Raw genomic sequence first — 18,770 nt, forward strand, 5'->3', positions numbered from 1 at the left:
TCTTAGATATGATGTGGCGTAATCGCCAAAAGCAAAATCAAGGAGAGGCTATGACCGACATTCTCATCCAGGGGGGCACCGTCGTCGATGGCACCGGCGCCGCCGCTTACGCCGCCGATGTGCGCGTCAAGGACGGCGTGATTGCGGAGATCGCTTCGGGCTTGGCGGCGGTGGCCGGCGAGCGGGTGGTAGACGCCGCAGGCTGCATCGTCTCGCCGGGCTTTATCGAGCCGCACACGCATATGGATGCGGTGATGTGGTGGCAGCCCAGCCTTGATCCGCTTCCCGGGTACGGCGTCAGCACGGTGGTGATCGGCAATTGCGGCTTCACCGCTGCGCCCGTCCACAAGGACCCCGAAGTGCGGATGGAGATGGTCAAGATCTTCTCCTTCTTCGAGGAAGTGGCCGAGAAGCCGTTCCTTGAGATGCTGCCCTGGGATTGGAACACCTGGTCCGAATATCGCGCCTCGATGGAGGCCAAATGCAAGACCTCGACCAACGTTGCGGGCTATGCCGGGCACATCGCCATCCGTCTCGCGGTGATGGGCATGGCCGCCTGGGAGCGCGCGGCGACGCCCGACGAGGTCCGCAAGATGTGCGCGTTGCTCGAGGATGCGATCGATGCCGGCGCGCTCGGTATGTCGTCCAATTTGATGGATCATGACAGCAAGGATCGCCCGGTCCCCAGCCTGGTCGCCGACGATGCCGAATGGTCGGCGCTGATCGGCGTCCTCGCCAGCCGCCCCGGCAGCCAACTCCAGGTTATCCTCGACACGTTCTTCAAGCTGCGCGCGCCGGAACAAATGGAACGTCTGGGCAACCTTTGCCGCGATCGCGGCGTGCGCGTCCAGATGGCCGGCGCCGGCGGGCTGCTGCGCTTCCAGGATTCGATCCGAGAGAAGATGTGGGAGATTACTGCCCAGCAGAAGGCCGAGGGCTTGGATTTCTGGCCGAGCTTCGCGCATGTGCCGCCGACCACCGCGCTCAACTTCTTCAGCAGCTCGTCCTTCGCCCAGGCCAATGAATATGTCTGGCACGAAGTCGTCCAGGCCGAGACCGAGGAAGCCAAGCTTGCAATGCTGCGCGATCCCGAGTTCCGCGCCCGCGCCCGCGAAAGCTGGGACAACAAGGCATTCAAGCAGTCGCTGGTCGCCAATCCCCACATGATGCTGCTGATGGATTCCGAGACCGGGGTCGGCCCGCTCGGCCTGAACCTCAAGGACTTGGCCGAGCAGCGCGGCGTGCATCCCTCCGATGCACTGGCCGATTGGGTGCTCGCCAACGGCGTGCAATCGATCATCAGCCGCGTACCGCATCCGATGGCCTATGAACAGACGATCGAGATGCTCAAGGACAGCAAGACCGTCGCCAACATCTCCGATGCCGGCGCGCATGGCCAGATGCTGTGCGGGGGCGGCGAGAACATCCTGTTGCTCACCCAGTTCGTCAAGAACAACGACCTGACCTTGGAAGAGGCGATCCACGTCCAGACCGGCAAGCAGGCCGAGCATTTCAACTTCGCCGATCGCGGCGTGCTCAAGCCGGGCTATCGCGCCGATATCGCCGTATTCAACCTCGACGAGATCGAGCCGCGGCCGCTGCGGCGATCGTTCGACGTCCCCGACGGGAAGGGCGGCTTCACCTGGCGCTTCACCCGCGATGCGGCCCCGATGCGCCTTACTTTGGTCAATGGCGTGCCGACCTTCGAGAATGGCGCATTCACCGGCGCATTGCCGGGCGAATTCGTCAGCCCGGTGATCACCAGGGCCGAAGCGGCGGCAGCGTGAAGGATACCGTCATGAATGAAGACGATCTGCCTTACCTTCAACGCGGGCGCCAGACGGTCGAGACGACGAGCAGCGTGCTCATCAGCTCGTCCAAATATCTGAACGACTATCGCATCCGCGAATGGGTCACGAGCCAGTCGCTTAGACGCAACGGGCGCGACTATCCGCCGACCTACGGCATTCCGATGCTGATCGAGGCAGTGCGCGAGGTGCAGGACCACGAGCGCATCGAGACCTTGTTCAACGCGGCGCGCCAGGACTGGCCCGCGTTCGACAGGTGGCTCGACGATCGTTGGCTGGCACGGCTGACGCGCGAGGACATGAAATCGTGCCCCGAAGGATCGGTTGGCGGACTCTGGTATAAGCAATTGGTCGGTGCCGGCATGCAGGTCGACATCATCCCGACCTTCGAGCCGCGCTCAAGCTTCGAATATTTCTTCCTGCGCGGCGTGCAGATCCACGACATCATGCACATTCTAAGCGGCGGCGGGTTCGACGCGCTGGGCGAAATCATGCCGGCGTTCCTGAAATACGGGAATCTCTTCAGGCATTTCACGCCCGAATTGGCGGGGCTGCTCAACGTCCAGAATACGCTGCTGACGATACCGATGTTCATGCGCGGCCCGCTCCATTATCCAGAGCTGTTCGTGCAGATGTGGGACCTGGCGCATTATGCGATGAAGCTCGGCCAGGATTCGGATGCGCTGTTCCTGCCGCGCTACGAGGAATGGCTCGATCTGCCGCTGGAAGAGGCGCGCGCCAAGTTCGGCGTTCGGGGCGCGAAGACGATCGACACCTCGCGCGAATCCGATGTCTTCGACCAGCGGATCGCATCGCTCAACCCGGAGCCACAGGCGGCGGCCGCGGAATAGATTACCCCTCGGGCGCAACCTTGGGATGGAAGGCGAGGGGCTTCGGCTCCCTCGCCTTTTTCGCGTCACCAGCCCTCGATGTCCGCCAATCCGATTTCCTCTACCGTCGCCAGCGCCTTGGCCAGCGAGTCGGGCTCGGCGGGCAGGCGTGGTGGGCGGGGATAGCCACCGGCCAGGCCGAAATGATCGAGCAACGCCTTGGTCACGCGGATGCCGCCATTGCCATAGAGCGCCATGAACAGGCGCATCAACCGGCCCCATCGATCGAGGAACAGGGCGTTATCGCCTGCCTTCGCGGCTGCGATCACGCTCATGCACAGCCGTGGCGCGATATTGCCCTCGGACGAGAGGAACCCCTGCGCGCCGAAGGCCAGCGCCATCGGCGCCTGGTGCGGGCCGCCGACGCAGATGTCGATCCGCTCGCCCAGCGCATTGGCCAGCGTTCGCAGATAGCCGGGGTCCTGGTGGCTGACGTTGAGCCCGATCAGTTGCTTGTGGCGGGCGAACAATTCGATGATCACCTGCGGCGGGATGACATAGCCGACCGACTGGTGGGTTGAGAGCACGGACGGCATATCGCTGTTCGACAGGACCTCGTCGAAATAGGCGTCGAGTTCGCGCGGTGTCGGCGCATGGCCATGGCCGACATCGAGCGAATAGACCTGCGCCGCATCGACGCCGGCGCGCGACGCGGTTTCGAGGAATTCGATCATCTGCTTTGCGGTACGCGGCTCGACCCCCATCGCCCGGATCGGGGCTTGCCCCTTCAGCTCTTCGACCGCGATCGCCAACAGCCGGGCGGTTTCGTCGTGCGTCAGCGTATAGCCTTCGCCGCTGCCCCCGCCGCCGACATAGACGCCGACCCCGGCTTCGCCCAGCTTGCGCAGGTGACGCCGTAATGCCGCCTCGTCGATCGCGCCGTCTTCGGTGAAGGGTGTAATGCTGATCGTGAAGGTCTGGTAACGCGAAACATCGGGGTTCATCCGTCTCTCCTGGCGTATTTTCTGGTCGAGTGGCTGGACTTGCAAAGATTTAGTGCGCGCCTATTGCAAAAAGGTCGAATGCGATAAGGCCGAGGGGGCGATGTGAGCGAGGTCACGAAGAAGCGGCGATTGCGCCAGCCGAGGGTGGCGGAGATCGTTGCCTCCAGCCTGCGTTCGCGCATTCTGTCGGGCGCACTGGCCGATGGCGACATGCTGCCCAAGCAGGAGGACCTGCTCGCCGAATTCGGCGTCAGCCCGCCGTGCATCCGCGAGGCGTTCCGCATTCTCGAGACCGAGGGGTTGGTCACCGTGATCCGCGGCAATGTCGGCGGCGCGGTGGTCCATGTGCCTCATCCGGGCACCGCCGCCTATATGCTGGGCCTGGTGCTGGAGGCGCGCGCGGTCTCGCTCTACGATCTGCTCAACGGGATGCGGCTGCTCGAGCCGGCCTGCGCCGCCGAGGCAGCGCTTCGTCCCGATCGCGAGACGACGGTGCTGCCCAAGCTGCGCGCCAATATCGATGCGAGCATGGCGGCGATCGACGACCCCAAGACGTTCATCGTGCTGGCCCGCGATTTTCACACCGAACTGGTCAGCAATTGCGGCAACGAGACGATGAGCCTGGTCGTCGGGGCGCTCGAGCGGCTGTGGTCGGCGCAGGTCGAAGTGCTGGCGGTCGATCGCTCGGTTCATGGCAGCTTCTCCGATCGCTCCGTGCGGCTGTCGCTGCAGCGCGAGCATGAGCGGATCTATCGCGCGATCGAAGAAGGCGATGCGCCGAGCGCCGAGCGCGCGATTCGCGAGCATTTTTCGGGCGGAATCGGCGAGCGGCGGCATGGCTTCGATACCGGCGTGACGATCAAGGCCGAGATGCTGCGGGCCTGAGCGGATCAGAGCGTCAGCCAGCGCGCGATGTCTTCCGGTTTTGCGCGCGGGCGGGGCGGGGCTGTCTCGGCAACGCTTCCAACCAGCACGACTCCGGCGACCTTCTGACCCTCGTCCAGGCCGAGCAGCGCAGTCGCTTGGGCGTCGTAGGCATGCCAGCCGGTCAACCAATTGGCGCCATAGCCCAAAGCGTGCGCGCCGTTGAGCAGGTTCATGCACACCGCCCCGGCGGACAAGATTTGCTCCCATTCGGGAACCTTGTGGCCAGGTGCAGCGGCGGAGACGACGACCACCACCAATGGCGCCGACGCCAATTTGCGCGTGCTGACGCGGACCTTGGCGGCGTCCTCCCGCGTCTCGGCCAGCGCGAGAAGCCGCTCGACCCAGCGGTCCTTGGCGTCGCCCGCGATCAGCACCAGCCGCCACGGGTTCAGCCGGCCATGATCGGGCACGCGCAGCGCGATTTCGACCAGGCGATCGATCTCGGCGCGACTCGGCCCCGGCGTCACCAACGCATCGGGCATCGGCGAACGGCGCAGTGCCAGGATATCGGCAGCGGATAGATCGGATAGGGTGGGTGCTGTCGATGCCATGCGATATTCTCCCCCGTGCGGTGCGACCCTGTCGTCGCATCCCCGTTTGACGATCGTAGCTGAATGGTCTAACATTTAAAAGATAGCACATATAACAAGTGTGCAATTTAAGGAGAGGTTTGGATGAAAGCTGCCATTCGGTTTACCGATGTGTTGCTGGGCCAGCCGGTCGAGCTTGACGAGCGCGCCGACAGCGGCGCCTCGCTGGCAGAGCGCGCCTGTTCGATGGTCCGCCAATGGTCGGGCGCTGCGACGGCGTCGCTGGTGTCGATGCATCCCCAAGACGAGCGCTTTGCTCCCGATCGGGTCGCCGGCCGGGTGATGGCGCGGCATCTCGATGGCAGCAATCGCGCCGATGTCGAAATTCTGATGCGCGCGCAGGATCGCTGCGCCAGGGCCGTCGTCCGTGTGGCGCTCGGGTGAGCGGGCCGCGCCGGAACACCGGCCTGCGGCCTCGGCAAACACCATAGCGGCGAGCATGTCTGGCTCGCTTTCCTCCTCGGTCCCGCGCGAGGTGGCGACCCTGCGCACGCTGCGCATCGCCAAGCATTTCCCGTTCTTCCTCGCCGTTGCAGAAGAGCAGAACCTTCACCGCGCCGCCGAACGCCTCAATATTGCGCAATCGGCCTTGTCGCGCCGCATCGCCGATCTCGAGCGCGAACTGGGCGGTATCGAATTGTTCGAGCGCCAGGCGCGGGGCGTGGCGATCACGCCGGCCGGCGAGACGCTGGCGCATGATGTGCGGCGTATCCTGTTGTCGATCGAGGAGGCGCGCCGCAACGTCCGCCGCATGGCCGAGGGGGATACCGGCACGTTGCGGGTTTCCTTCTCCGAGGCGATGTTGCGGCGGCCGGTGCTGCCGGCGGTGCTGCGCGAGTTCCGCACGGTGCATCCCGAAGTGGAATTGCGCGCCTATCCGTTGACCTCGGACGCGCAGCGGAGCCGTCTCCTTGCCGAAGAGATCGATGTGGCCTTCGTCATCGACGAGGCGACCGACCGCGATCAGTTCGAAACGCTCGCCGTCGGATGCGACAAGTTCGTACTGGTATTGCCTGCGGACCATCCGCTCGCGGTCAAAGAAATGGTATCGCTGCAGGACATTGCCGCCGAGCCCTTGTTGTGGCCGGCGCGGCATACCTCGCCGCGGCTGTTCGACCGGATGATCGCGGCGTTCGATGCCCAGGGGATTTCGCCCAACATCGCCGTCGAAGTTTCCGCGGTCGATATCGGTTACGAACTTACGGCAGCCGGCATCGGGCTGGGCATCGTCACCGCTGCCCGCGCGGATCGCACCCCGCCGGGCGTGGTGCTGCGCGACCTCGCCGACCTCGATCTGCCGCTGCCGCTCAGCATGCTGTGGTCGAAGAACGGCACCTCGCCGCTGATTCGGCGGTTCGTGGAGATGGTCCAGCAGCGCCTGAAGGAGACCGAGGGCTAGCGTCCCGTTAACGGGTGTCGGATGGCGCCGTGCGGGCGCTTGCGAACGCACCCGCGATCAAGCCGCCGATCGCATCGATTTCGCGGTTGGCGGCGGAGAGCAGGTCGATCAGCGTGCAGAAGCCGTGCGCCATCCCCGGATGGTCGCGCAGCCTGACCGCCACGCCTGCCGCGCGCAGCCGGGCGGCATACGCCAGCCCCTCGTCGTGCAGCGGATCGCAGCCGCCGAGCACGACGATCGCTTCGGGCAGGCCGGCCAGATCGGCTAAAAGGGGCACCGCTTCGGGATTGGCTCGGTCGGCTACGGGAACATAGTGGTTCCAGAACCAGCGCATGTCCTCGGTCGAAATCAAATAGTCGCCGCGGCCAAATTGGGCGTAGGACGGTCGTTCGAAATCGGGCGATAATACCGGATATAGCAGGACCTGGAGATCGATGTGCGGCCCCCGGTGATCGCGTGCGCGGATCGCGAGCGCGGCGGCGAGGTTCCCCCCCGCGCTGTCGCCCATCACGGCGACCGGCCCCGCGCCGGCCAGCGCCAGCAGCGCCGTCCAGGCGTCGTCCAGCGGGCCGGGAAAGGGGTGTTCGGGGGCGAGGCGATAGTCGACGCTGACCACCTCCGCGCCGGTGACAAAAGCGAGTTGGCGGCAGACGGGGTCGAAAGCGTCGAGCGTGCCGAACACCCAGCCGCCGCCGTGGAGATAGAGGATCAGGCCGTGCGCGGTGGCGCCGGCGACGTAACGGCGCGCAGGGACGGCGCCGTGCGGAGCGGGGATCGAGAAATCCTCGATCCGCGCGACCTTTGCGCCGCGGTCCGGGGGCAATGCCGCCTGCGATTGCGCGAAGGTGCGGCGCACGTCGGCCACCGTCCCCGCGCTGAAGCCGGGCAGGTTCAGCGCATTGCGGCGATCGAGCATCGCCTGCATTTCGGGATCGAGCGGTCCCATCCGGCCTCCTGACGTGACCCCGACGATGCTCGGCACATGCCCTCGCGCGCAATTGCCCAATTGCGATGCCTTCGATGAGGCCTTGGTATTCGACGCTTCGCGAGCCTGCGGCCTATGGCGTGGACCTTGGGAACGGAGTGGAATGAGCGAATATCTGATCGCGCGCGAGGAACTGGAGTTCCTCCTCTGGGACTGGCTGGACCTTGCGGAGGATTGCGGCGATGCGATCGACCGCGAGAGCGCCGACGCGATCCTCGACCTTTCCGCGCGGCTCGCCGCCAGCGCCTTCCTGCCCCATTACAAGACGGCCGACCGCATCGAGCCGTATCAGAATGAGAGCGGCGTCCTTGCGCTGCCCGAGATCGGCGCGGCGCTGCGCGAATATGCTGCGCTGGGCCTGTTCTCGGCGAGCTTTCCGCCCGAACTGCGCGGGTTGGGCCTGCCCAGCCTGCTCGCCAATGCCTCTTTTGCGCAATTCCTCGCGGCGAACGTGTCCACCGCCGCTTATGTGATGCTGACGACGGCCAATGCGCGGCTGCTGGCGGCGTTCGGCAATCCGGCGCAGATCGAGCAGTTCGCGCTGCCGCAGATCGAGGGGCGGTGGTTCGGCACCATGTGCCTGTCCGAACCGCAGGCAGGATCGAATTTGGGCGATGTCGCGACGCGCGCCGTGGCGGACGGCGAAGATGCGCTGGGCGAGCGCTATCGCTTGACCGGCAACAAGATGTGGATCTCGGGTGGCGACCATGATCTGAGCGAGAATATCGTCCACCTCGTGCTCGCCAAGGTGGCCGCGCCGGGCGCGCCGCCGGCGGAGGGGACGCGCGGGCTCTCGCTGTTCGTGGTGCCCAAGATACTGCCCTCGGGCGAGCGCAATGACGTCGCCGTGGCGGGGCTCAACCACAAGATGGGCTATCGCGGCACGACCAACTGCCTGCTCAATCTGGGCGAAGGCGAGGGGGCGATCGGCTGGATCGTCGGCCCGCCGGGGCAAGGCCTGCCGCAGATGTTCAAGATGATGAACGAGGCGCGGATCGGCGTGGCTTTGGGCGCGGCGGCGCTCGGCTATCGCGGCTATCGCCATGCGCTGGTCTATGCCCGCGAGCGGACGCAGGGACGGCCGTTTGGCGCGGGCGGCGGACCTTCGCAGGCGATCATCGGCCATCCCGATGTGCGCGATATGCTGCTTGCCGCCAAATGCTATGCCGAGGGCGCGCTGGCGTTGGTGCTCTATTGCGCCAAGCTGGTCGATCGCGCCGAAGAGGATGTCGAGGCCGAGGCGCTGCTGGGGCTGCTGACGCCGATAGCCAAGACCTGGGCGTCCGAATATGGGCTGGCGGCGAACGACATCGCGATCCAGGTTCATGGCGGCTACGGCTATACGCGCGACTTCGACGTCGAGCAGCTCTGGCGCGACAATCGGCTGAACACGATCCACGAGGGCACCACCGGCATCCAGGCGCTCGACCTGGTGGGGCGCAAGCTGCGCGACGGCGCGGCGCTGGCGCTCCTGCGCGGGCGGATCGCACAGACGGCGATTGCTGCCGCTGCGCTGCCAACGCTTGCCGGGCACGCGTTGGTGCTCGATGCCTGGTGGCAGCGGATCGCGGACGCGGTCGAAACGCTTCGCGATGCCGGGCCGGGAGGGATGGCAGCCAACGCCACCGCGCTGCTGCGCGCGTTCGGGCATGGCGTGGTGGGCTGGCAGTGGCTGGACCGGGCCTTGCTCAGCGTCGATGCGCCCGAGGATGCGTTCCGTAGCGGCAAGCTATGGGCCTGCCGCTATTTCTTCGAGCGAGAGTTGCCAAAAATCGATGCATGGCTGCGCCCGATCGCGGCGGGCAGCGATATCGGCGCTGCGGTTCCGGCCGAATTTCTGTGAGTAGGGAGAGTAAGAGAATGCGGATCGATCTGAGCGGCCGTGTGGCGATCGTGACCGGCGCGGGCGGCGGCCTGGGCCGGGCGCACGCGCTGCTGCTGGCGAAGCGCGGCGCCAAGGTGGTCGTCAACGATCTTGGCGGTGCTCGCGACGGCAGCGGCGGCAGCGCGACCATGGCCGAACGGGTGGTCGAGGAGATCCGCCAGGCCGGCGGCGAGGCGATCGCCAACGGCGCCAATGTGACCGAATTCGACGAGGTGCGCGCGATGGTCGACCAGGCGATGTCCGCCTGGGGCCGCATCGACATTCTGGTCAACAATGCCGGCATTCTGCGCGACCGCACCTTCGCCAAGCAGGATCTGAGCGATTTCCGCACCGTGATCGACGTGCATCTGATGGGAACGGTCCATTGCACCAAGGCTGTGTGGGACATCATGATCGCACAGGGCTTCGGACGGGTCCTGATGACGACCTCGTCGTCGGGGCTCTACGGCAATTTCGGCCAGTCGCAGTACGGCGCGGCCAAGATGGGGCTGGTCGGGCTGATGAAGACGCTGAGCCAGGAGGGGCGGAAATATGACATCCGCGTCAACGCGCTGGCACCGTCTGCGGCGACCCGGATGACAGCGGACATCATGAGCGAAGCGGAGCTGGTTGCGCTCGATCCGGGGCGGGTGTCACCGGGGATGCTGGCGCTGGTGTGCGACGATGCGCCGACGGGCACGATCCTGTGCGCGGGCGCGGGCAGCTTCGAAATCGCGCACATCACGCTCACCAAGGGGCTATATGTCGGCGCGGGCGAGGACGCGGCGGAGCAGGTGCTGGCCGGGCTCGACCGGATCGCCGACCGCAGCGGCGAGATGGTGCCGCCGACCGGGCCGGAGCAGCCGCGCCACGAATTGTCGCGGGTGCCCGGGTTAATGCTCGCTGCCGCCAATGGCTGAGGCGCTGGCCGGCGTCCGGGCCGAGCATCGTTTCGACGAGGCAGCGCTGCTGCGGTGGATGGAGAATCATGTTACCGGGTTCGATGGACCACTGGCGGTCGAGCAGTTCTCGGGCGGCCAATCCAACCCGACCTATCGCCTGCGCACGACCGAGCGCGATTACGTGCTGCGCCGCAAGCCGCCGGGCATCTTGCTCAAAGGCGCGCATGCAGTGGATCGCGAATATCGGGTGATCTCGGCCTTGCACGCCACCGGCTTTCCGGTGCCGCGCCCGTTCGGTCTGTGCCTGGACGAAAGCGTGATCGGCACGATCTTCTACGTGATGGAGATGGTGGAGGGCCGCAATTTCTGGGACACGGCGTTCCCCGAGGTCTCGCGCGAAGAACGGCCCGCCTATTTCGACGCGATGAACGCGACGATCGCGCGGCTACACGCGATCGATCCTTCGGCAATCGGACTCGGGGATTTCGGGCGGCCGGGTAATTATTTCGAGCGCCAGGTGGGGCGCTGGTCGCGGCAGTATCTGGAAGACGCCGACGCTGGCCGGGTGCCGGCGATGGACGCGCTGATCGAGTGGCTGCCCGCCAATATTCCGCCCGGCGACGACGTCAGCATCGTCCACGGCGATTTCCGCTGCGACAATATGCTGTTCCACCCCACCGAGCCGAGGGTGATCGCGGTGCTCGACTGGGAGCTGTCGACGCTCGGGCATCCGCTGGCCGATTTCGCCTACCATTTGATGATATACCGGATGCCGCCGGGCTTTTCGACCGGGCTGGCCGGGCTCGATTTGCCGGCACGGAACATCCCGAGCGAAGAACACTATATCGCCGATTATTGCCGCCGGACGAACCGCGACGGGATCGAGCGGCTGGATTTCCACCTCGCGTTCAGCCTGTTCCGGCTGGGCGCGATCATCCACGGCATCAAGGGGCGGATGATCCGCGGCACCGCGTCGTCGCCCAATGCCGCAGCGGCGGTGGAGCAGCTCGAACGGATCGCCGAACTCGCGCTGGCACAGACAAGAGGCTGATCGATGGATTTTACCTATTCGGAACGCCAGACGCACTGGCTGGAGCGCGTGCGCGCCTTCATGGCGGCCCACGTCACCCCTGCCGAGGCACGCTATCATGCCGAGATTGCCGAGGGTCCGACGCGGTGGCGCGTGCTGCCGGTGATCGAGGAACTCAAGGCCAAGGCGAAGGTCGAGGGGTTGTGGAACCTGTTCTTGCCACCGGCCGCGCATGACGAGGGCGGCTATCGCGGGGCGGGGCTGACCAACCTCGAATATGCGCCCTGCGCGGAGGAGATGGGTCGGATTCCCTGGGCGTCTGAGGTGTTCAACTGTTCCGCCCCCGACACCGGCAACATGGAGGTGCTCCACCGCTATGGCACCGCCGAGCAGAAGGCGCGCTGGCTCACGCCGCTGATGGCTGGCGAAATCCGCTCGGCCTTCGCGATGACCGAGCCGGGGGTGGCGAGTTCCGACGCGACCAATATCGAGACGCGGATCGATCGGCAGGGCGACGATTATGTGATCAACGGCAAGAAATGGTGGATTTCGGGCGCGGGCGATCCGCGCTGCAAGCTGCTGATCGTGCTGGGGGTCAGCAACCCCGATGCCGAGCGGCACGCGCGGCACAGCCAGATCTTCGTGCCGGTGGATGCGCCGGGGGTGACGATCGGGCGGGCGCTGCCCGTGTTCGGCTATGACGATGCGCCCCACGGCCATTGCGAGGTGATCTTCGACAATGCGCGGGTGCCTGCCGAGAACATCGTGCTGGGGGAGGGCCGGGGCTTCGAGGTTGCGCAAGGGCGGCTTGGGCCTGGCCGTATCCACCATTGCATGCGCGCGATCGGGCTTGCCGAGATGGCGCTGGACGCGATGGTCGTGCGGCTGCTGAGCCGCGAAGCGTTCGGTAAGACGATCGCCGACCAATCGATCTGGGAGCAGCGTGTCGCCGAGGCGCGAACCGAGATCGAGATGACGCGTCTGCTGTGCCTCAAGGCTGCGGACATGATGGATAAGGTCGGCAACAAGGTCGCCCAGCGCGAGATCGCGATGATCAAGGTCGCCGGCCCCCGGCTGGCGCTCAAGGTGATCGACGACGCGATCCAGGCGCATGGCGGGGCGGGGGTGTGCAGCGATTTCCCGCTTGCCGCCGCCTATGCGCTGGCGCGGACGCTGCGCCTGGCCGACGGACCGGACGAGGTCCACAACCGGGCAATCGCTCGGCTCGAATATCGGCGCTTCAAGGAGAGCGTGCGTGGCTGAGATCAAACGTCTGGCAAGCAATCCGCGGATGAGCGGCGCCGTGGTGCATGGAGGCGTGGTCTCGCTGTCGGGACAAGTGGCGATCGATCATCGCGGCGGCGCGGCGGCGGACCAGATTCGCGAAGTGCTCGAGCGGATCGACCTGTTGTTGGCGGAAGCGGGGACCGACCGATCGCGGCTGCTGACCGCCAACCTTTATCTCACCGATATCGGTTCACTGCCTGCACTCAACATCGCCTGGGACCGCTGGGTCGTACCCGGCTGCGCGCCGACGCGGACGACGATCCAGACCGCCCTGGCGTCGCCGGATTACGCGCTGGAGATCGCCGTCACCGCTGCGGTGAACTGAGCATTTCGCTTGCCAGTGCGCCGAGCCGGGCGACGCCTTGGCGCGCGGGCTCGGACGGAATCATCGAGAAGCTGAGACGCATCGTGTTGCGTTCGGCGGGGATGCCGCGCGGGTAGAAAGCGGCACCGGCGATGGCGGAGACACCGTGCTCGGCAAGGGCGCGCTGGGTAAGGCGCGTTGCGTCGAGGTGCTTGGGGAGTTCGACCCACACGTAGAGTCCGCCTTCGGGCCGGGTCCAGCGGACGCCAGCAGGCATATGCTCCGCCAGCGCTTCCAGCATCGAATCGCGGCGTCCGCGATAGGCCGCGCAGGCGGTCGCGGTCGAATCCGCCAAATGATGCTGAACCACATCGAGCAGCAGCATCTGGTTGAGCGCGCTGGTGGCGAGGTCGCTGGCCTGCTTGATCAGCACAAGCTTGCGGATCACCGCCGCAGGCCCGGCGATCCAGCCAATGCGGAGCGACGGGGCGATCGTTTTGGAGAAGGTGCCGGTGTAGAGCACGGGCACGTCCTCGATGCTACCGTGGCGGGCACAGGCCAGCGCGAGCAGCGACTGGATCGGCTGGCCGTCATAGCGGAGGCGCTCGTAGCAACCGTCCTCGAGGATCGCCATGCCGCTGGCATCGGCCATGTCGAGCAAGTCCTCGCGCTCGGCGAGCGACATGGTGGTGCCGGTGGGGTTGCGGAAATCTGGACCGGCATAGCAGAATTTCACGCCGGTCGGATCGCCGCCGGCGAGGCCGACATAGTTGGGTTCATAAGCGTCGAATGCGCGCAGCGCGCCGATGAAGCTGGGGATCTCCACCATCGCCCGGTCGACCGGGGAGAGCAGCAATTTCGCGACGAAATCGAGGCCTTGCTGCGATCCGCTGGTGATCAGGATATTCTCGACACCGCAGGGGGCGCCGATGCCTGTCATGTAGTCGGCAATCCAGGCGCGAAGCGGCCCATGCCCTTCGCTTGGCGAATATTGAAGCGCGGTGCGGGCGAGGGTGGGGTTGCTCCAGATGCGGTCCGACGCGGCGGCGACCGCAGCGTAAGGGAAGATATCGGGATCGGGCAGGCCGCCGCCGAGGTGGATGATCTCCTTTGCGGCGAGCAGCTTCATCCGCTCGCGGATGTCGGAGGCGACCACATCGCGCATTCGTGACGCATAGAGAGCGTGCCAGTCCGTCATCCAATCCTCCGTCTCAAGCGGCCAGCACCACCGGCATATGCTTGATGCCGCCGACGAAGTTGGAGCGCAGGCGATCGATCGGGCCGGCCAATTCCATGCCGGGAAAGCGCGTCAGCAATTCGCTCAGCACCGCGCGCAACTCGATCCGGGCGAGATCGTTGCCGAGGCAGCTATGACGGCCGAAGCCGAAGGTTAGGTGCCGATTGGGACGGCGCGCGAGGTCCAGCGTGAACGGGGCGTCGAACACGCTCTCGTCGCGATTGGCGGATGGGTAGAACAGGACGACCTTCTCGCCCTGGCGCACGGTCTGGCCGCCTATCTCGATGTCGCGCGTGGCGGTGCGGGCCATATAGACGATCGGGGTTACCCAGCGCAGCAATTCCTCGACCGCCGTCGGCATCAACGCCGGATCGGCGGTGAGTGCGGCCCTGGCTTCGGGATTTTCGATCAAGGCGAGCATCGCGCCGCTGGTGGCGTTGCGGGTGGTCTCGTTGCCGGCGATGGCGAGCAGGAAACAGAAGCCGAGAATCTCGCGATCGCTCAGCGGGGTCCCGTCGATCCGCGCCTCGACCAGCAGGCTGACCAAGTCCTCGCGCGGCGCGGCGCGGCGCGCGGCGATGAAGCGCGCGAAATAGCCGAACATCGCCTGCTGCGCGGCGACGATCGCCTCACGGGGGGTATCGACGTCCCCATATTCGGGGTCTTCGCTGCCGATCACGGCGTTGCTCCAGAGATACATCTGGTCGCGGTCCTCGCCTGGCACGCCGAGCAATTCGAGGATCACGTCGAGCGGCAGGCGCATCGCGATCGCCTCGACGAAATCGATCCGGCCGTCGCCCTCGGCGGTACGCACCCGCGCTGCTGCGACCTCGTCGGCGATCTCGCGGCAGCGCGCGATGATATGCGCTTCCAGCGCGCGCATCACGCTGGGCTTGAATCGGTCGCGCAGGACCATGCGGCTCTTGTGATGTTCGGGCGGGTCCATGGTGAGCAGCAACGGCACGCGCGGCGCATCCGCCGCTACGATCTGGTCCTTGCGCAGGATGGTGACCCCGGGTGCGTTGATGAAGCTGTCGCTGTCCTTTCCAATCGCGGTGATGTGCTCGTAGCGGGTGATTGCCCAGAACGGTTCGCGAATGCCGTCGTCGTGCCAGGCGACCGGCGTGTCGCGCCGCATCTTGGCCCAGATGTCGTGGGGATAGCCATGACGCGCGAAGCCATCAGGATCGAAACAGGCGTGGTCGGCCAGCGGACGCGCGGTTGCCATGCTAAGGACTCCTTAAATGAACGATCGTTTACTAGCATCGCCAACAGGAGTCTGCTAGCCGGAAATGCGATGAGAAAAGTGCGAACGCGCATGGCACCCGACGAGCGGCGGGCAGTTATCCTGGCGGCGGCGGCGGCTATGTTCCAGGAGCGTGGGTATGCGGCGTCGAGTATCGATGCCATCGCCGCAGCCGCAGGAATCAGCGGTCCGGGAATCTACCGCTATTTCGCGCGCAAGACCGAATTGCTGGTCACCCTGTTGGAAGGCGCGGCGCGGACCGCGATGGGGGAGATTGCGGATGCGGTGGCGGGGGCAGGGGAAGGCGAGCGACTGGGCGCAATGGCCGACGCGTTGGCGCGCCACGCACAGCGGGAAGGCGCTGTGATCGGGCTATTGCAATCGACCGTGGCGGAGATGGAACCGGCCGACCGCGCGCGGCTGGACGAGATCCGTTCGCGACTTGTCGCGCAGCTCGCCGAGCTGCTCCTCACCGAGCGAGCGGAGTTGAACGCCGCCGAAGCGCAACTTCATGTCGAAGCGGCTCTGGGCTTAATCGGGCAGTGGGCACGGCGACCCGACCCGCAACATACAATACGGTTCCGCCGGCTGCTTCTGGCGATCCTCGGAGCGTAACCTCGATATCAGCACGCGACATATGTCTTGCCGAACGGGTCCCGGTCGCCAAGCGGCCGGACCGCATTGCGCCCAATGCACGAAGCCGCTGCGCGCCAGTGGCATTCGGACTGCTGCGGCGAGCGTTCGACCATATCCTTGAAGGGTGCAATCAGGGTTCGGGAGCCGCCTGATGCTTATCGGGTGTGTGAATCGAGGATCGAGTTAGTCTATATCGTTGATCTTACGTCAATCACACGCTTTCCCGTGGAGGAGCGAGGATGTTCGTCCCAGTCCCTATCCTGATTCTCATCGGGCTGGTCTTCTTGCTGATGACCGCCCGAATCCTGAGCACGTCACGCCGCACCGATCCTTTGCTTGGTAGCCCGAAGTCGGTGTATCAGCCGGAGACGCCAGCCGCCCCGCTGACCACCTTGCCGCCCGAAATCGCAGAGCAGGTGCGTGCTTTGCTTGCAGCGGGCCGCAAGCTGGAGGCGGTCAAAATTGCCCGAGAAGCAACCCGTCTCGGGTTGCAGGAGTGCAAAGACCTGGTTGAGGCGCTTGCATGATCCGAAGCCGCAGCCGCATCAATCGCGACGTCGAGCTGCGGTGAATGCGACAAGCGGCCCGGAGCCGAGCCGCCGACACTAGAAAGACGTCGGTCATCTACACTCGTGAGAAAAGCTACGCGTTGAGATCCGCGAACCGGCCCCCGTCGGCGGCGAGGCGCTCGATCAGTGGGGCCGGCGCCCAGGCCCAGCCGTTGCGACGGGTGGCATAGTCGCGCAGCCGCGCGAGGAGCGGCGATGCGCCGATAAGGTCTGCCTGGAATAACGGGCCGCCGCGTTCGCGGGCAAAGCCATATCCGTTGAGGTACACGACATCGACGTCCACCGGGCGATAGGCGATGCCTTCGCCAACGATACGCGCACCCTCGTTGATGAGCGCGAGCAGGCAGCGATCGACGATCTCCTCGTCGGCAATAGCGCGCCGTTCCAATCCGATCTCGCGTGAGTATTCGACGATGAGCGCAGCAACGTGGGGATCGGGTGTCGCGGTGCGACCGTCAGGATAGGCGTAGATGCCCTTTCCGGTCTTTTGTCCGAAACGGCCGAGTGCGCAAATTCGGTCGATCACGCCCGAATAGGGCCGGTCAGGTTGCTCCACCCCACGGCGCTTGCGGATTGACCAGCCGATATCCTGACCGACCAGATCCATCGTCCGGCACGGCCCCATCGCCATGCCCCAGCGTTCCAGCGCGCCGTCGATCTGTTCGGGCAGCGCGCCTTCTTCCAGCAGCAGCCACGTCTGCCGCAGATATTCTTCGAACATGCGATTGCCGATGAAGCCGTCGCAGACACCCGAAACGACGCTGATCTTGCCGACGCGTTTGCCGAAGGCCATCGCCGTCGCCAGAACATCGGGGGCGGTGCGATCGGTTCGCACCACTTCCAGCAGCCGCATGATGTTCGCGGGCGAAAAAAAGTGGAGGCCGACCAGCCGTGACGGATCGGCGATCAGGTTCGCCATCGCATCGAGATTGAGCGTGGACGTGTTGCTGGCAAGAATCGCGTCGGGCCGGGTGATCGCGTCGAGCGCCGAAAAGACCTGCTGCTTGACGGCCATGTCCTCGAACACCGCCTCGATCACGAGATCCGCCTCGGCGAGCGCTTCGAGCGCGGTCGCGGCGGTAAAGGCGCCGATCCGTGCGTCGGCGACCGATTGTTCGATACGGCCTTTCTCCACATCACGCGTGATCGTCTTGCGGATCGTCGTTTCGGCGCGGGCAAGCGCGTCGTTGCCGCGCTCGACCATCGTGACCGGAAACCCGGCGTTAAGCAGCGCGATCGTGATCCCGGTTCCCATCAGCCCGCCGCCGACGACACCGACCTTGCCGATTGCGCGTGCCCGTACATCAGGGGTGAGGCCGGGGATGCGCGCCACCGCGCGTTCCCCGATAAAGGCGTGGCGCAACCCGCGCGATGCCTCGGACCGCATCAGCGCTCCAAATGCCGAGGCCTCCCCCGCCAGCCCGGTTTCCAGATCGTCGCTGAGCGAGGAGACGCAATCCAGGATGCGCGCTGGCGCGGCGTTCAACCCGGTGCGCTGGCCGACCCGGTGCAGGCTGACCGCATCCGCGACATCACCCGGCACCGCGAGCGAACCGGTCCGCCGCAGCGCAGGCGGTGCCGCCGCCGTCACCGCAAGCGCGGCCTCGACGATGTCACCATCGACGACCGCATCGACCAGCCCCAGTGCTTTGGCGCGCTCGGCCGTGATCGGCTTGCCGGACAGCATCATGTCGAGCGCGGGGCCTGCGCCGATCAGCCGTGGCAGGCGTTGCGTGCCGCCCCCACCGGGGAGCAGTCCCAATGTCACTTCGGGCAGGCCGAAGCGCGTGCCCCCCTGCGCGACGCGGTAATGGCCCGCGAGCGCGAGTTCCAGGCCGCCACCCAGCGCCATGCCGTGGATCGCCATAATGACCGGGGTGTCGCACGCCTCGACCATGTTCATCAGGTCGCGCAACGCATCGACCCGCTCCGGGTCGCCGTCGAAATCCGTAATATCGGCGCCACCGCAGAACATGCGACCCGCCCCCGCCACAATGATCGCAGTGCAGGCCGGGTCGGCTGCGGCGTCGCGGATCGCCGCGTCGAGGAGGCCGACGAAGCCGTTACCAATCGACAGCGCGTTCACCGCACCATTGGCGAACCGGATTACAGTCGTGGCGCCCGACCGAGACACTTCGACCGACATCCTCTC

18 protein-coding genes are annotated in these 18,770 nt (G+C 65.8%); 12 read left to right on the forward strand and 6 right to left on the reverse strand.

The window, feature by feature from the left end; translation table 11 throughout:
- Positions 1 to 50: 50 nt before the first annotated feature.
- Positions 51 to 1,787 carry an N-acyl-D-amino-acid deacylase family protein gene (locus tag EWE75_RS09025; protein WP_130156639.1) on the forward strand — a complete coding sequence of 579 codons (1,737 nt, stop codon included), beginning with the start codon at positions 51 to 53 and terminating at the stop codon, positions 1,785 to 1,787.
- Positions 1,788 to 1,798: 11 nt separating this feature from the next.
- Positions 1,799 to 2,659, forward strand: a complete 861-nt coding sequence (locus tag EWE75_RS09030; protein WP_130156641.1) for a hypothetical protein — start codon at positions 1,799 to 1,801, stop codon at positions 2,657 to 2,659.
- 65 nt (positions 2,660 to 2,724) lie between these two features.
- On the opposite strand, the gene EWE75_RS09035 is transcribed toward EWE75_RS09030, so the two are convergent.
- Positions 2,725 to 3,642, reverse strand: a complete 918-nt coding sequence (locus EWE75_RS09035) for a dihydrodipicolinate synthase family protein (RefSeq protein WP_130156643.1) — start codon at positions 3,640 to 3,642, stop codon at positions 2,725 to 2,727.
- A gap of 102 nt (positions 3,643 to 3,744) precedes the next feature.
- On the opposite strand from EWE75_RS09035, the gene EWE75_RS09040 reads away from it, so the two are divergent.
- Positions 3,745 to 4,527 carry a FadR/GntR family transcriptional regulator gene (locus tag EWE75_RS09040; protein WP_130156645.1) on the forward strand — a complete coding sequence of 261 codons (783 nt, stop codon included), beginning with the start codon at positions 3,745 to 3,747 and terminating at the stop codon, positions 4,525 to 4,527.
- A 5-nt stretch (positions 4,528 to 4,532) separates the two neighbouring features.
- Here EWE75_RS09040 and EWE75_RS09045 read toward each other — a convergent pair whose 3' ends face one another.
- Positions 4,533 to 5,120: a nitroreductase family protein gene (locus EWE75_RS09045; RefSeq protein WP_130156647.1), complete on the reverse strand. Its 588-nt coding sequence runs from the start codon at positions 5,118 to 5,120 to the stop codon at positions 4,533 to 4,535.
- Between the two features lie 123 nt (positions 5,121 to 5,243).
- Here EWE75_RS09045 and EWE75_RS09050 point away from each other — a divergent pair, with 123 nt between their 5' ends.
- Together EWE75_RS09050 and EWE75_RS09055 are read left to right on the forward strand one after the other, a co-directional pair.
- Positions 5,244 to 5,543 (forward strand): hypothetical protein, encoded by a 300-nt coding sequence (locus EWE75_RS09050; RefSeq protein ID WP_130156649.1) that lies wholly within the window; start codon positions 5,244 to 5,246, stop codon positions 5,541 to 5,543.
- 55 nt (positions 5,544 to 5,598) lie between these two features.
- Entirely contained in the window at positions 5,599 to 6,558 is a 960-nt protein-coding gene (locus EWE75_RS09055; RefSeq protein ID WP_130156651.1) for a LysR family transcriptional regulator, read from the forward strand.
- 7 nt (positions 6,559 to 6,565) lie between these two features.
- Here the strand turns inward: EWE75_RS09055 and EWE75_RS09060 are convergent, their stop codons facing one another.
- Positions 6,566 to 7,504: an alpha/beta hydrolase gene (locus EWE75_RS09060; RefSeq protein WP_130156653.1), complete on the reverse strand. Its 939-nt coding sequence runs from the start codon at positions 7,502 to 7,504 to the stop codon at positions 6,566 to 6,568.
- A 142-nt stretch (positions 7,505 to 7,646) separates the two neighbouring features.
- Between EWE75_RS09060 and EWE75_RS09065 the strand changes: the two genes are divergently transcribed.
- The 5 genes from EWE75_RS09065 to EWE75_RS09085 are packed head-to-tail and all read left to right on the forward strand — an operon-like array spanning position 7,647 to position 12,951.
- Positions 7,647 to 9,386, forward strand: a complete 1,740-nt coding sequence (locus EWE75_RS09065) for an acyl-CoA dehydrogenase family protein (RefSeq protein ID WP_130156655.1) — start codon at positions 7,647 to 7,649, stop codon at positions 9,384 to 9,386.
- Between the two features lie 17 nt (positions 9,387 to 9,403).
- Positions 9,404 to 10,327, forward strand: coding sequence for an SDR family NAD(P)-dependent oxidoreductase (locus EWE75_RS09070; RefSeq protein ID WP_130156657.1), 924 nt, complete (start codon positions 9,404 to 9,406; stop codon positions 10,325 to 10,327).
- Positions 10,320 to 11,360, forward strand: coding sequence for a phosphotransferase family protein (locus tag EWE75_RS09075; protein ID WP_130156659.1), 1,041 nt, complete (start codon positions 10,320 to 10,322; stop codon positions 11,358 to 11,360). The genes EWE75_RS09070 and EWE75_RS09075 overlap by 8 nt, the downstream gene beginning before the upstream one ends.
- Positions 11,361 to 11,363: 3 nt before the next feature.
- A complete protein-coding gene (locus EWE75_RS09080) occupies positions 11,364 to 12,602 on the forward strand; it encodes an acyl-CoA dehydrogenase family protein (protein WP_130156661.1) in 1,239 nt (412 codons plus the stop codon).
- A complete protein-coding gene (locus EWE75_RS09085) occupies positions 12,595 to 12,951 on the forward strand; it encodes a RidA family protein (RefSeq protein ID WP_130156664.1) in 357 nt (118 codons plus the stop codon). Before EWE75_RS09080 ends, EWE75_RS09085 begins: the two co-directional genes overlap by 8 nt.
- Here the strand turns inward: EWE75_RS09085 and EWE75_RS09090 are convergent.
- Together EWE75_RS09090 and EWE75_RS09095 are read right to left on the reverse strand one after the other, a co-directional pair.
- The gene (locus EWE75_RS09090) at positions 12,932 to 14,128 is read right to left on the reverse strand and encodes an aminotransferase-like domain-containing protein (RefSeq protein WP_206364730.1); all 1,197 of its coding nucleotides are present in this window, start codon (positions 14,126 to 14,128) and stop codon (positions 12,932 to 12,934) included. The genes EWE75_RS09085 and EWE75_RS09090 overlap by 20 nt on opposite strands.
- Positions 14,129 to 14,141: 13 nt before the next feature.
- Complete coding sequence (locus EWE75_RS09095; protein WP_130156666.1) at positions 14,142 to 15,395, reverse strand: cytochrome P450; 1,254 nt, start codon at positions 15,393 to 15,395, stop codon at positions 14,142 to 14,144.
- 69 nt (positions 15,396 to 15,464) lie between these two features.
- Here EWE75_RS09095 and EWE75_RS24965 point away from each other — a divergent pair, with 69 nt between their 5' ends.
- Positions 15,465 to 16,028, forward strand: coding sequence for a TetR/AcrR family transcriptional regulator (locus EWE75_RS24965; protein WP_165388317.1), 564 nt, complete (start codon positions 15,465 to 15,467; stop codon positions 16,026 to 16,028).
- Between the two features lie 260 nt (positions 16,029 to 16,288).
- Positions 16,289 to 16,576 (forward strand): hypothetical protein, encoded by a 288-nt coding sequence (locus tag EWE75_RS09105; protein ID WP_130156667.1) that lies wholly within the window; start codon positions 16,289 to 16,291, stop codon positions 16,574 to 16,576.
- A gap of 115 nt (positions 16,577 to 16,691) precedes the next feature.
- On the opposite strand, the gene EWE75_RS09110 is transcribed toward EWE75_RS09105, so the two are convergent.
- Entirely contained in the window at positions 16,692 to 18,764 is a 2,073-nt protein-coding gene (locus EWE75_RS09110) for a 3-hydroxyacyl-CoA dehydrogenase NAD-binding domain-containing protein (protein WP_130156669.1), read from the reverse strand.
- Positions 18,765 to 18,770: the final 6 nt, after the last annotated feature.

It is taken from the genome of Sphingomonas populi (assembly GCF_004208535.1).
Lineage (GTDB): Bacteria > Pseudomonadota > Alphaproteobacteria > Sphingomonadales > Sphingomonadaceae > Sphingomonas > Sphingomonas populi.

What these genes read in the sequence shown, in the direction of transcription:
- EWE75_RS09025 (WP_130156639.1), top strand. Translation starts at nt 51, where the DNA reads ATGACCGACATTCTCATCCAGGGGGGCACCGTCGTCGATGGCACCGGC.
- EWE75_RS09030 (WP_130156641.1), top strand. Translation starts at nt 1,799, where the DNA reads ATGAATGAAGACGATCTGCCTTACCTTCAACGCGGGCGCCAGACGGTC.
- EWE75_RS09035 (WP_130156643.1), bottom strand. Translation starts at nt 3,642, where the DNA reads ATGAACCCCGATGTTTCGCGTTACCAGACCTTCACGATCAGCATTACA.
- EWE75_RS09045 (WP_130156647.1), bottom strand. Translation starts at nt 5,120, where the DNA reads ATGGCATCGACAGCACCCACCCTATCCGATCTATCCGCTGCCGATATC.
- EWE75_RS09050 (WP_130156649.1), top strand. Translation starts at nt 5,244, where the DNA reads ATGAAAGCTGCCATTCGGTTTACCGATGTGTTGCTGGGCCAGCCGGTC.
- EWE75_RS09055 (WP_130156651.1), top strand. Translation starts at nt 5,599, where the DNA reads ATGTCTGGCTCGCTTTCCTCCTCGGTCCCGCGCGAGGTGGCGACCCTG.
- EWE75_RS09060 (WP_130156653.1), bottom strand. Translation starts at nt 7,504, where the DNA reads ATGGGACCGCTCGATCCCGAAATGCAGGCGATGCTCGATCGCCGCAAT.
- EWE75_RS09065 (WP_130156655.1), top strand. Translation starts at nt 7,647, where the DNA reads ATGAGCGAATATCTGATCGCGCGCGAGGAACTGGAGTTCCTCCTCTGG.
- EWE75_RS09070 (WP_130156657.1), top strand. Translation starts at nt 9,404, where the DNA reads ATGCGGATCGATCTGAGCGGCCGTGTGGCGATCGTGACCGGCGCGGGC.
- EWE75_RS09075 (WP_130156659.1), top strand. Translation starts at nt 10,320, where the DNA reads ATGGCTGAGGCGCTGGCCGGCGTCCGGGCCGAGCATCGTTTCGACGAG.
- EWE75_RS09080 (WP_130156661.1), top strand. Translation starts at nt 11,364, where the DNA reads ATGGATTTTACCTATTCGGAACGCCAGACGCACTGGCTGGAGCGCGTG.
- EWE75_RS09090 (WP_206364730.1), bottom strand. Translation starts at nt 14,128, where the DNA reads ATGACGGACTGGCACGCTCTCTATGCGTCACGAATGCGCGATGTGGTC.
- EWE75_RS09095 (WP_130156666.1), bottom strand. Translation starts at nt 15,395, where the DNA reads ATGGCAACCGCGCGTCCGCTGGCCGACCACGCCTGTTTCGATCCTGAT.
- EWE75_RS24965 (WP_165388317.1), top strand. Translation starts at nt 15,465, where the DNA reads ATGAGAAAAGTGCGAACGCGCATGGCACCCGACGAGCGGCGGGCAGTT.
- EWE75_RS09105 (WP_130156667.1), top strand. Translation starts at nt 16,289, where the DNA reads ATGTTCGTCCCAGTCCCTATCCTGATTCTCATCGGGCTGGTCTTCTTG.
- EWE75_RS09110 (WP_130156669.1), bottom strand. Translation starts at nt 18,764, where the DNA reads ATGTCGGTCGAAGTGTCTCGGTCGGGCGCCACGACTGTAATCCGGTTC.